Source organism: Lysobacter humi (ex Lee et al. 2017) (assembly GCF_054781815.1).
Genome location: NZ_BAAGTR010000005.1, coordinates 123,567 through 134,914, shown reverse-complemented (window position 1 = coordinate 134,914; position 11,348 = coordinate 123,567). Strand labels below are relative to the sequence as shown.

14 protein-coding genes are annotated in these 11,348 nt (G+C 68.5%); 8 read left to right on the top strand and 6 right to left on the bottom strand.

Features of this window, described 5'->3' with window-relative positions:
• The first annotated feature begins 63 nt into the window (after positions 1 to 63).
• Positions 64 to 339, top strand: coding sequence for a hypothetical protein (locus ACYVJJ_RS04305; RefSeq protein WP_460831397.1), 276 nt, complete (start codon positions 64 to 66; stop codon positions 337 to 339).
• 140 nt (positions 340 to 479) lie between these two features.
• On the top strand, positions 480 to 908 hold the full coding sequence (locus ACYVJJ_RS04300) for a helix-turn-helix domain-containing protein (RefSeq protein ID WP_460831395.1): 429 nt from the start codon (positions 480 to 482) through the stop codon (positions 906 to 908).
• 150 nt (positions 909 to 1,058) lie between these two features.
• Here ACYVJJ_RS04300 and ACYVJJ_RS04295 read toward each other — a convergent pair whose 3' ends face one another.
• From ACYVJJ_RS04295 to ACYVJJ_RS04285, 3 genes are all read right to left on the bottom strand, one after another.
• Positions 1,059 to 2,315: an acyltransferase family protein gene (locus ACYVJJ_RS04295; RefSeq protein WP_460831393.1), complete on the bottom strand. Its 1,257-nt coding sequence runs from the start codon at positions 2,313 to 2,315 to the stop codon at positions 1,059 to 1,061.
• Positions 2,316 to 2,405: 90 nt separating this feature from the next.
• Positions 2,406 to 2,798, bottom strand: a complete 393-nt coding sequence (locus ACYVJJ_RS04290; protein ID WP_460831391.1) for a DUF3037 domain-containing protein — start codon at positions 2,796 to 2,798, stop codon at positions 2,406 to 2,408.
• Complete coding sequence (locus ACYVJJ_RS04285; protein WP_460831389.1) at positions 2,785 to 3,540, bottom strand: HipA family kinase; 756 nt, start codon at positions 3,538 to 3,540, stop codon at positions 2,785 to 2,787. Before ACYVJJ_RS04285 ends, ACYVJJ_RS04290 begins: the two co-directional genes overlap by 14 nt.
• Before the next feature lie 373 nt (positions 3,541 to 3,913).
• Between ACYVJJ_RS04285 and ACYVJJ_RS04280 the strand changes: the two genes are divergently transcribed.
• Together ACYVJJ_RS04280 and ACYVJJ_RS04275 are read left to right on the top strand one after the other, a co-directional pair.
• Positions 3,914 to 4,678, top strand: coding sequence for a histidine phosphatase family protein (locus ACYVJJ_RS04280; RefSeq protein ID WP_460831387.1), 765 nt, complete (start codon positions 3,914 to 3,916; stop codon positions 4,676 to 4,678).
• Positions 4,675 to 5,592, top strand: a complete 918-nt coding sequence (locus ACYVJJ_RS04275) for an NAD(P)H-hydrate dehydratase (RefSeq protein WP_460831385.1) — start codon at positions 4,675 to 4,677, stop codon at positions 5,590 to 5,592. The genes ACYVJJ_RS04280 and ACYVJJ_RS04275 overlap by 4 nt, the downstream gene beginning before the upstream one ends.
• Before the next feature lie 463 nt (positions 5,593 to 6,055).
• Here the strand turns inward: ACYVJJ_RS04275 and ACYVJJ_RS04270 are convergent, their stop codons facing one another.
• Together ACYVJJ_RS04270 and ACYVJJ_RS04265 are read right to left on the bottom strand one after the other, a co-directional pair.
• Complete coding sequence (locus ACYVJJ_RS04270) at positions 6,056 to 6,700, bottom strand: hypothetical protein (protein ID WP_460831384.1); 645 nt, start codon at positions 6,698 to 6,700, stop codon at positions 6,056 to 6,058.
• Positions 6,700 to 7,077, bottom strand: a complete 378-nt coding sequence (locus tag ACYVJJ_RS04265; RefSeq protein ID WP_460831382.1) for a hypothetical protein — start codon at positions 7,075 to 7,077, stop codon at positions 6,700 to 6,702. The genes ACYVJJ_RS04270 and ACYVJJ_RS04265 overlap by 1 nt, the downstream gene beginning before the upstream one ends.
• Before the next feature lie 319 nt (positions 7,078 to 7,396).
• Between ACYVJJ_RS04265 and ACYVJJ_RS04260 the strand changes: the two genes are divergently transcribed.
• The 4 genes from ACYVJJ_RS04260 (at position 7,397) to ACYVJJ_RS04245 (ending at position 10,871) form a co-directional block, all read left to right on the top strand.
• Complete coding sequence (locus ACYVJJ_RS04260) at positions 7,397 to 7,720, top strand: metalloregulator ArsR/SmtB family transcription factor (RefSeq protein ID WP_460831381.1); 324 nt, start codon at positions 7,397 to 7,399, stop codon at positions 7,718 to 7,720.
• The gene (locus ACYVJJ_RS04255) at positions 7,717 to 8,688 is read left to right on the top strand and encodes an acyl-CoA desaturase (protein ID WP_460831380.1); all 972 of its coding nucleotides are present in this window, start codon (positions 7,717 to 7,719) and stop codon (positions 8,686 to 8,688) included. Before ACYVJJ_RS04260 ends, ACYVJJ_RS04255 begins: the two co-directional genes overlap by 4 nt.
• Positions 8,681 to 9,664 (top strand): SRPBCC family protein, encoded by a 984-nt coding sequence (locus tag ACYVJJ_RS04250; protein ID WP_460831379.1) that lies wholly within the window; start codon positions 8,681 to 8,683, stop codon positions 9,662 to 9,664. Before ACYVJJ_RS04255 ends, ACYVJJ_RS04250 begins: the two co-directional genes overlap by 8 nt.
• 256 nt (positions 9,665 to 9,920) lie before the next feature.
• Positions 9,921 to 10,871, top strand: coding sequence for an amidohydrolase family protein (locus tag ACYVJJ_RS04245; RefSeq protein ID WP_460831377.1), 951 nt, complete (start codon positions 9,921 to 9,923; stop codon positions 10,869 to 10,871).
• A gap of 140 nt (positions 10,872 to 11,011) precedes the next feature.
• Here ACYVJJ_RS04245 and ACYVJJ_RS04240 read toward each other — a convergent pair whose 3' ends face one another.
• Entirely contained in the window at positions 11,012 to 11,341 is a 330-nt protein-coding gene (locus tag ACYVJJ_RS04240) for a hypothetical protein (protein ID WP_460831376.1), read from the bottom strand.
• Positions 11,342 to 11,348 lie beyond the last annotated feature (7 nt).

Here is an 11,348-nt window from a genome sequence, read left to right as displayed (position 1 = left end):
GATTTGATCGGCTCTTCATTTCACGCCGCGTAGAACCTGCGAATCGCTCCCACGGCCGCATCCATGTCCGCCCGCGCCTCCTCCGACTGGACTCTCAACCTCACCGAGGCGACCGCCACGCACGTGTCGGGCGTCACCGTCGTCGCCATGCCGGCGAGCGGCCGTCGGCGCTACCGCGTGATGCCGTTGCCGGGCACGCTGCCGGTGCCCGGCATGGGGCTGTCGGAGGAGGACTACGAATTCCTCGCGCAGGTGATGGGCGAGCGCGTGCGCGAGGGCTGCCGCCTGCTGCTCGAGCAGCTCCGGCGGCATCGCCTGCCGACGCTGGCGATCCATTGACCGCGCCGATTGCGTACCGTGAGGCACGCATGGCCCCGCCGTCGCCGCACGTGCAGGCCGTGGAGCCAACCGAATAATGCGATCGGCGTGACGGGTCGCAACCGCCTGTAGACTGCAGCTCCCGGCTGGCTGGCGTCGACATGTCGAACTTCGGTTCCGTACTGAAAGGTGAGATCGCGCGCGTCGCCCGCAAGGAGATCAGGGGTGCGGTCGATCCGCTGCGCAAGGCGAACGCGAACCATCGCCGCGAGATCGCGGAACTGAAGCGGCAACTCGCCGCGCTGCAGAAGGAGCTTCGCCTGCTCACGCGGCCGGTGCGCGCGCGCGCGGCTGTTGCGGAGGGCGACGCGGCCAAGACGCGCTTCGCTGCGAAGGGCCTGAAGTCGCTCCGCGCGCGCCTGGGCCTGTCGGCGTCGGACTTCGGCCGGCTTGTCGGCGCGAGCGGCCAGTCGATCTACAACTGGGAAGCCGGGAAGGCGGTGCCACGCGCCGCGCAGCAGGCCGCGCTGGTGGCGGTGCGTGGCCTGGGCAAGCGCGAAGCGTCCAAGCGGCTCGACGCGCTGTCGTAGGACGTCACCCCGCCCGGACCGGCGCCCGGCGAGGGTGCGTGTCGGGCGGTGCGCATGACATCCCCGGTATCGGGCCGGGTGCGCACGATGCTCGCGCCGGGGTGTCGCGTCCCGCCCGCAGCGAGGCCTGCTTCCTCCGACGCACCTTCTTCAGCCGGTGGTCCCGCGGTGCGGTGCGCCCCGGCGTGTTACGGCAGCGGCACCGTCGACGACCGGCGTCCTGCCACGGTATGGACTGAAACCCAGCATACGACCCAGCCACGTGCCGCGGATCAGCAGCTGATAGCTCGCGAGGAGCACGACCGATGCGGAAGCGAGCAGGAGGGGCAGCTCGACCGCGAAGGGTGCGTGCACGCGCGAGAGCAGGACTTGGCCGGCTGCGATCACCGGCAGGTGTGCGACGTAGATCCAGAACGACGCATCGGACAGGTAGCGGCGCCAGCCTGCGGGCCGGTCGGCGAAGGCGAGCAAGAGCCCCACGAGTGCGAAGACCCACGCCCAGCCGCTGACCGCGTACAGCGTGGCGAACGCGGCGGTGCGTGTCGCGCCGCCGGCTACCGCAGGATCGGCCGAGGGGCTCGCTCCCACCCACGCCAGGCACGCGACGGACGCGATCATCGCGACGCCGAGCGCGCTCCGCCAGGACGTGCGGTGCGCCGCCATGCCGTCCGCAACGGACTGCAGCAGCCAGCCATAGGCGAACGCCGAGCCGTATGCGAGCACCGCCGCCACGTTCGGATACAGCGACCGGTCCGGCGTCGGCACGCCGAACCACGGCATCCACTCCGGGAGCATCAGCAGCCCGATCGCCATGGGCAATGCAACGAGCCAGCGCCCCAGCGCGTGCGTGCCCACCGCGCCCGCGGCCCGACGTAGGCGCTGCATGAGCGCCGGCGCGACCCATCGCCCGGACGCCGAGCGTCCCACGAGCGCGGCGACATAGAACAGGACCAGCACATGGAGAAACCACAGGTGCGTGAGTGGAAAGCTGTCGGCCGTAAAGCGGGGTCCGGGCGGTGGCGAGGCCGGTAGATGGCCGCCATTGCGCAGCCAGGCGTTCCAGATCATCACGGCGATGATGGCTGCAAAGACGGGTGGCCACGCCGCGAGCAGGGGCACGAGCACGCGCCTTGCCCGGTTGCGCACGAAGCCGAGGGGCCCGCGCCGCTCCACGAGTTGCCGCCCGAAGTAGCCGGCGAGCACGAAGAACACCAGCATGCGGAACGAGTGGATCCAGAAGAATGCGCCTGACGCCACAACCGACTGCGCCGGGTCGGACACCAGCCAGAACTGCGAGGCACCGGGCATGTAGGACATGCACGCATGGAGCACGACGCCGAGCAGCAGCGCGCCCGCGCGCAAGGCGTCCAGTCCGTGGATCCTGTCGATCGTTGCGTGCGCGCTCATCGGAGTTCCTTTGTCGAGGTCCTCCGTGATTGGCGCGGGCGCACCGGTTTGTCACAGCGTGCGTCGCCCGGGGGCGCATCGCGCGCGGCTCTACCTCGGCACCCGCACCATCCGCTCCAGCAGGTGCTCCACGGTGCGTTCCGGATCCGCGCACCGCCCGGTGTGCACGGGCGAGGTCTGGATCAGCGCACTGCGCTTGGCCGTCAGCCAGTGGAAGCGCGCGCGTCGCGGGAGCTCACCGATCGGGCCGCTGCCGGGCCGTCCTTCGCAGATCGCGACGATCGCGCCGAGCTGCTGCGCCACCAGCTCCAGGTCGACGGTCGGGCTGAGCGTCAGCAGTCGCGCGCGATCGAGTTCGACGCGCGCCAGCAGGATCCGCCCCGATGCCGTCGCGAGCAGCACGCCGGCGTTGAGGAATTCCTCGCGCTCCACGCGGGGCACGACCCGCAGGATGGCGTAGTCGTAGAGCTCACCCGTGTGCACGGCGCGCCTCCTCCACGAAGGCACCGCGCTGCTCCAGGCGCGCGACGAGATAGTCGACGTAGCGTGCGCGCATGGCAACGGGTGCCTCCCCCAGCCAGTCGTCGGGCACGCGGCCCAGCACGTCTTCGAAGAGGTCACGACCGAGGCGCGCCGCAAGCTCGGCGTCCACATCGGCGATGCGCGATGCCGCAGGCAGCAGCACATGCTCGCGGACGAGCGGGAATGCACTCGACGGATCGGCGGGCTGCGAATCCCAGCCGTGGTGGAAGTACAGGGCGGCGCCGTGGTCGATGAGCCACAGATCACGATGCCAGACCATCAGGTTGGGGTTGCGTGCAGTCCGGTCGACGTTGCTGATGAAGCTGTCGAACCAGACGATGCGCGACGCCAGCATCGGGTCGGGCAGGCCGGCCACGGGATCGAAGTTCGCGGCCCCGGGCAGGAAGTCGAGCGCGAAATTGAGCCCCGCGCTCTTCCTCACGAGTTCCTGGATCTCGGCATCGGGCTCGGTACGGGCAAGCTCGGGGTCGAGCTCCACGAGCGCCTGCTCCGGCACGCGCAGGCCGAGCGCCTCGGCGATCCCGCCCGCGACGACCTCGGCGACGAGCGCCAGCACACCCTGTCCCGCACCGCGGAATTTCAGGACATGCAACCCGAGGTCGTCGCCTTCCACGATCGCGGGCATCGAGCCGCCTTCGCGCAGCGGCGTGACGTAACGGGTGGCGACGACGGTTCGGAGCACGGCGGTGCCTGGGGGTGCGGCGCTCCAGTATCCCGCACCGGAGCCGTGGCGATGCCGATGCACCGCCCGGCGGCGGGAGGGACAGACCGTGGTGGCGGGCCGCAGCGCGTTGGATCGGGTTGTCGCGCGGGCGCCGGCCGTCGACGCGGCAGGTCGCGAGGCACATCCGCGCCGGCGGAGCGAGCGCGCGATCGACGCGGATCCGCGGCGCCTGCAGGCCGTGAGAAGCATGCCGACGCCACCCGCACGGCTCCATGTCGGGACGGCAACAGACCACGCACGGCATTCGCACGCCACCTCCACGTGTACGTGCGCTGCCGCGGCGACGCGCGGACTCACTCCGCCTTGAAACCCCGCCCTGCATGCTCCGGCCATGCGCGAAGAACAACGCTGGCCGTCCACGCTCTGGATCACGCGCCATGGGCAGTCCGCGGGCAATGTCGCGCGCGACGCCGCGCAGGCGGCGCGTGCGCTGTCGATCGACTACGACGTCCGCGACGCGGATGTCCCCTTGTCCGACCTCGGCGCGCACCAGGCTGAGGCGCTCGGCGCCTGGTTCGCGCGCCTTCCGGAGGCCGAGCGTCCGAACGTGTTCCTGTGCTCGCCCTACGTGCGCGCGCGGCAGACGCTCGAGCATGTGGTCGCCGCGATGGGCGTGGCGCCGCAGGCCATCGTGCAGGACGAGCGCCTGCGCGAGCGCGAGTTCGGCATCTTCGACGGGCTCACGCGGCTCGGCGTCGAGGACCGCTATCCTGACCAGGCGCGTGCGCTGACGACCATCGGCAAGTTCTACCACCGCCCGCCCGGCGGCGAGAGCTGGTGCGACGTGATCCTGCGCCTGCGCAGCGTGATGGACACGCTCGCGCTGGAGTACCGCCACTGCCGCGTGCTGATCGTGGCACACCAGGTCACGGTGCTCTGCTTCCGCTATCTGATCGAGAAGATGACCGAGGCCGAGGTGCTGGCGATCGACCGCGAAGGCGACGTCGTCAACTGCGGCATCACCGAATACGGCCTCGTCGCCGATCCGGAGCCCGTGGGCCGCCTTGCGCTGCGGCGCTACAACTTCGCCGCGCCGCTGATGCAGGCGGGCGAGGCGGTGACGACGCAGCCCGACCGGCCCGTGGGCCGCAAATGAGCTCGCGGCGTCCGACGGCGATCGATGCGGCGTGGCTGCGACGGCATCCGCTGCCAGCGCCGGACCACGAGGGCGACAAGCGCGCCCGCGGACAGGTGCTTGTGGTCGCCGGGGCAGGCGAGATGCCGGGCGCCGCGGTGCTGTGCGCCGTCGGCTGCCTGCGCGCGGGTGCCGGCCGGCTGCAGGTTGCCACCACCGCGGCGGCGGCCCCGCTCGTCGCATCGGCCGTTCCGGAGGCGCGCGTCATCGCCCTTCCGGAGACGCGCGGCGGAGCGTTGGCGAAGGCCGCGCAGGCGCGGCTGGATGCCCTCGCGGCGGATGCGGACGCCGTCGTCGTCGGCCCCGGGCTTCTCGATGCCGACGTCACGGCGCGGATGCTCGCCGGCTGGCTGGCCGCGCTGCCGGCGATCCCCGCGATCGTCGATGCCGCGGCACTCTGCGCGCTGGCGCATCGGGGGCCCGGCGCTGGTGGCGACGCCACGTTGATCCTCACGCCGCATGCGGGGGAGGCGGCGCGGCTCCTCGGGCGGCCGCGCGAAGCGATCGAGGCCGACCGGCTCGGTGCCGCGCACGAGATCGTGTGGAGGTTCGGCGCGATCTGCGTGATGAAGGGCGCGACGAGCTACGTGGTGGGCCCGAGTGCCACGAGTGCACCTCCGACCGTGCTGGAGAATTCCCGCGGCAATGTCGGGCTGGCCATGTCGGGCTCGGGCGACACCCTCGCCGGCATCGTCGCCGGTCTGGCCGCGCGCGGCACCGATCCGCTCGACGCCGCGGCCTGGGGCGTCCACCTGCACGCCGCCGCGGCGGAAGCGATCGCTGCGCGCCAGGGCGTGCTCGGCTTTCTCGCGCGGGAACTGCTCGACGAGATTCCGTCGATCATGAACCGGGCGCCGTTGCAGAAGCGGCGATAGCGAAGCGAGCGTCGGTGCGCCGCGCGGCGTGCATGCGCAAATGCTCGGGTGCATGACGCCGTGATCAGTGCCTTGCAAGCGCGATTTCGATGCGTCGGCCACGCGTGCATCCGCGCCGCGCCCGCGTAGTGCATGCGCATGTGCGATGGAGTCGCGCGGCTGACGCGTGACTCGTGCCCATCTCGATGGCCCGGCCAAGCGTGGAAAGCAACAGAGCCGGATGTGCGATGGGTTTACCCGCTGCGGATCGGGCTCGCGCGTCCAGTCGAGTCAACGGCGATGCGCTAGCGCAGTGCCCTCTGCATACGTTCTGTGCAGACACGGGGCGCACGGATGCGGGCGGGCCGGTGCAGCGTCGCAACCAGCGAGGCCGGTGGCCGGGGGGCCATCAGCGCCAGCGCGGTGCACTAGTGTCGCGAGTTGCCTCTCGGATCGTTCGCTACGCTGCGCCCGGCATCCTGTGTCATCGGCCTTCAAGCTGAAGCGCGCGCTCCACTACCGGCATCGCCCAGCGCGGCGTGTCGGCGAGCTCGCGCGGTGTCGTCGGATAGAGCACATGCCCGTCCTCGACCTGCAGAACCCGCCGCGGCGTCGGCACCACGCCATCCGCGCCGGCCTCCTCGCTGTTGTCGTAGACGCCGAGCACTGCCAGGTGCGGCAGCAGATCGATCAGGTTGCGGAGCGAGGATTCCCACCGCGCGCGGATCTTCGCCTCGTCGATGTGGTGCCCGCCGCGCGCGACGCGTGCGGCGACGCGGGCGAGGTGGCGTTCGAGCGAGTCGAGCCCGCAGAACCACATCATGACGTCGTGCGTGTCGGCCGCGCGTGCTAGCAGCGCCGGAATCGTGCGGCCGCCCAGCGTGGTTTCGAAGGCGTGGGACCTGCGCCGGTCGAGCGCGATTTCCAGGCGCTCGCGGCCCTCGTGCCATGCCCGGGAGTTGGCCTCGTCCGGCGACAGGCCCGCGGCGATGTAGGTGCGCGTCGCCTCGTCCGGGTTGTACCAGTCGTCCCGGTCCACGCCGAGCGACTCGAGGTGCAGCCCGCCCACCGAGCTCTTGCCGGCACCGTTGACGCCGGCGAGTACGAAGACGACCGGCCGGGCCGTCATTAAAACCGGTCGCCCGCCTTCAGGCGTCCACCAAGGTCGACGCGCGTGCGCGCCGCGTTCCGCAGCCGATCGCCGAATTCCGACTCGTCCCGGGTGGCCAGCCGCTCGAGGAACTGTTCGCGCAGTCGATCCACCGAGGGCACGTCGCCCGTGAGCTTCTGGACGCGTTCGCGCAGTTCGCCGATCTCGCGATCGAGCCGTTCGAGTTCCTGCCGCGAGACGACCACCGCCTCGACGTCGCCGTGGTTGGTCACCACGACGCGTCCGCTGCTGCGGACCATCGACAGCACGCGGCGCCAGGTCTTCTGGACCTGCGTCGACGTCGCCTGCGGCACGTCGCGAAGGGACGGGGTATCGACGCTCAGGGGATAGCCCATGGCACAACTCCGGCTTCAGTCGCTGCTGATAATACGCAAAATGCGGAAACTGCGTATGAACCGGTGAGCCGGTGGCGAATGCCGATCCCGGGTGGACGCTTATGGCCACGCGCTCACGCCGGGCGCAATCGGGCCTTCCCGAGAGCCTACGAATCCCGGCAGGTCGAATTCCGCTGCCTGGACGGGAAACGTGCATCGCGCTGCAGCCGTAACACGTCCCGGGCGCGCGATCACTCGCCTCACCAGCGAGGCCATTAAGGCGTACCAAGCACCGCCCATCTATTGCAATATTAGCCAATTAGCTAATAGTATGCCTTGCATGAACATTGATAAGACGTTCGAAGCCCTCGCGTCACGACCTCGGCGGCAAATACTTGCCTACCTGTCAGAGCTCGAGCTCACGACGGGTGAGCTGGCAGAGCGGTTTGGTATGAGCGCGCCGACGATCTCCCGCCACCTGTCGCTGCTCGAGGATGCGGGACTGGTATCGAGCGAGCGCCAAGGGCAGCGCGTGCTGTATCGACTCAATCGCGACACGCTCGTGAATTCGCTGACCGGGTTCGCATTCGAGATCTGCCCGGTGGGCGGGCCGCTGAAGCGCGAGTCCCGTCGCGTGGCCGCTGCAGGCAAGGGCGAGAAATGACCCGACTCCCCGGCTGCATCGCGGGACACCGCGTGCGCGCGTTGGCGCTGCGCTCGGTCGTCGACGGGGAAGTGCGGTACGCGCCGCGCAAGTCGTTGTGGTTCATGGGCATGGCCGCGGCCGCGATCTTCGGCGGCGGATCCACCTTCAGTCTGGCGGCGTTCGCGCTCTTTATCGTGACGACCGCGATCGTGCTGCTTTTTGGCCACTCACTCGGCAGCCATCGGAAGCTCATCCACGACAGCTTCCAGTGTCCTCGATGGCTCGAGTACACGCTTGTCTATCTTGGGGTTCAGGTCGGCCTCGCAGGCCCGTTCGGACTGCTTCGGCAGCATGAGCTGCGCGACTACGCGCAGCGGCTGCCCGAATGCCATGACTACCTTCGGCATGGCAGCGGCTTCTGGCGCGATGCCTGGTGGCAGCTCAATTGCGAACTGCATCTGCGCTCCGCACCGGCCATCGACATCGAGGCACGCATCGCGGACAACCGCTTTTACCGGTTCCTTGAGCGGACGTGGATGTGGCAGCAATTGCCCTGCGCCCTTGTCTTCTTCGCCTGGGGCGGCTGGGGCTTCGTGTTCTGGGGCGTGTGTGCGCGCGTCACCGCCGGCGTCTTCGGCCACTGGTTGATCGGGTATTTCGCGCACAACCACGGTGCGATGCGCTTTCTCGTGCGCGGCGCCGCGGTGCAGGGGAGGAACATCCCGCTGGTGTCGCTGCTGACCATGGGCGAGTGCTGGCACAACAACCACCATGCCTATCCCGGCTCGGCCCGGCTCGGCCACGCTCGTGGCGAATGGGATCCGGGCTGGTGGGCCCTGTGCGCGATGCAGCGTCTGGGATGGGTGCATTCGCTGCGCCTGCCGGAGCACCTGGCGCCACGTCCTGAACTCGAAGCCGTGGCAACCGAAGCCGCGAGCGCCGCAATGAACCGCCGTTTCTATCCGGCCGCGCAATGCCATGACTGATTCCGCGTCGACCGACCCGCGCCAGCCTTCGCTTCCACTCTCCTGGTTCTGGCCGATCGCAGCGGGGGTCCTGGCCGGACTCGCCTTGCGCTTCGTGTTCTCCGGCAAGCCAGGTGACTCCTACGCAACCATGATGGCGTCCTTCATTCTGCTCACGCCGCTGGTGGTGGGTGCATCGACCGTCTACGTTGCCGAGCGGCAGCGCCAGCGCACCAGGCGCTACCACTTCTTTTCGGCTGCATTGTCGAATGTGTTGTGCGTCATCAGCTCGATGGCCGTCCTGTGGGAAGGCCTGATCTGTGTCGTCTTGGTCGCCCCCTTGTTCGCGATCGTCGGTGGCCTGGGCGGAATGCTCATGGGAGAGATCTGTCGCCGAACCAAGCGGCCGGGGTCGTCCCTTTCCAGTTTCGCGGTGCTGCCTCTCGTTCTTGGTTTTCTGGAGACCGGCTTGCCGCTTCCCCAGAGCATTCGCAGCGTCGAGCGGCAGGTCCACATCGATGCGCCGCCAAGCGTGGTGTGGCGGTACCTGCAGAATACCGGCCAGATCACGGCCGCCGAGGTCGAGCAGGGCTGGATCTACCGCATCGGCGTGCCGCTGCCGGAAATCGGCGTCACCGAGCACGGCGTCCAGGGCAGCGTCCGGCATCTCCGGATGGGGAAGGGGATTCACTTCGACCAGGTCGTGGCGGAGGAACGTCCGGGCCGGTACATCCGCTGGACCTATCGCTTCGCGCCTGACTCCGTGCCGCCGCGCGCCCTCGACGACCATGTCGCGATGGGTGGCGCGTACTTCGACATGCTCGATACCTCGTACACGCTTAAGCCAAGCCGGTCGGGTACAGACCTGCGCATCCGCATGCAGTATCGCGTGAGCACCCAGTTCAACTGGTATGTCGCACCGATCGCCGATGCGTTGTTCGGGAATTTCGAGGAGACCATTCTCCGGTTCTATCGCAGACGCAGCGAATCGGCTTGACCGACGGGTAATCCCGGTCGAAATGCTCGCCTTTCCGGGCTAGCGCAGAGCGCAGGGTCGAGGCAGTTGCACTCACAACGATTCGGAAGGGCTCCGCCTTGTCGCCGTGACTTCCCGATTGGAACGCCGCTGGCGAGCGGGCGCCGTCCGCACGCACGGTGCGTTGGCCCACCCAATACCCAGGTCTGCTATTGGCCGAAAGCGGACATTGGCGGTCAACGCTACGCTCAGGTGCCATCAGCCCGGAGCGTCCCCAATGCTGCATCACAGACTAGTACTAGCCGCGCTGGGGCTCTCGCTTCTCGCGGGATGCCAACTCGCCCCGACGCAAGGTGCTGAGAGCACTGGACTGGCCGACGCCCACACACACCTTTCTTGGTACGGCGAAGAAGCACTTGCCGCGTTGGCGGCCGCTGGGGTCACCGCGGTCCGCGATTGCGGCGGGGACGTCGAGACGTTGCGACGTTGGAACACCGAGATCGCGGATGGATCGCGAGCCGGCCCGAAGATCTACATGTCGGGGCCCGCCATAGACGGACCCAAGGACGCGAAGTTTCGCCTTAAAGTCGCCTCGCCACAGGAAGCGAGAGAAGCGGTGAGGAAGCTCGCTGCCATGCGTGTCGATTTCATCAAGACACACAACGCACTCCCTCGCGATGCCTATTTCGCGGTACTCGCTGAGGCGAGCGTCGTCGGACTGCGCGTCGCATCCCACTTGCCTAAGGGTGTGGCCGCTTGGGAGGCCGCGGACGCAGGGGTGGACAGCATTGAGCATGCGGCCGAGTCATTACTGGCAAGCCCCATCTACGCCGGCTTCGCAACCGATGTGGATAGCGCGATGACGTGGTGGGATTCACCGGCGGGTGATGCAGCGATCCGACACCTGGCGGACAGGCGAGTGGCAGTGACTCCCACGCTGGTGACCTACGCGGAAATGTCCGAATTACGGCGCGGTACGGATGCGTACGACGGACGGCAGCGCGTCCTGGCCTTTCTGATCAGGCTCACCGGACGCTTGCACCGCGGCGGCGTGACGATTCTGGCGGGCAGCGATTTCGCGGGTACGGAGCTCCCAATGCGGCCTGGTACATCGCTGCTTGCCGAGTTGGCGCTGCTGGAGCAGGCCGGTCTATCGCGCGCCGAGGCGCGAAAAGCCGCAGGAGCCAACATTCTTGAGTGGGTCAAGCCCACCGGACCGCAAGGGTAGTCGAACCCGCCCCGGTGCAGTGCTGCTCAATCGTCCACGACAGGCGTGCCAACAACATTCGGTGGTGTCCGCTTTCGACCCAAAGCAGACATGGCCGCGCAGGATGGGGATTCCCGACCCGAGTCGATGCCTGGAGCAGCTCAGTCAAGGCATTGCGTGGCTCTCTCCTTGAACCCCAGCAGCCGCCGGCAGGCCGCCACTATTAGTTCATGCCGCCGCTCCGCGACGCTGTCCGCAATGCCGACTGCGTCAAATCCCACAAACCGGCTGAGCGCTTCCGGGTGTCCAAGATCTTGGGACAACGTCGCAATGAGGCTCGCGGCGACATCCGGGTTGATTCCTTCGGCGAGCACGAGCGATGCGATCATGTAGGCGTCATCTAGGTTGCCGATGGCGCCATTCTCGCCATCGGCCTCGAGATCTCGTTCCTTCGCAAGGCGCTTTGCGCTCCCGTCATGCTCAGGCCGCACGGCTAAC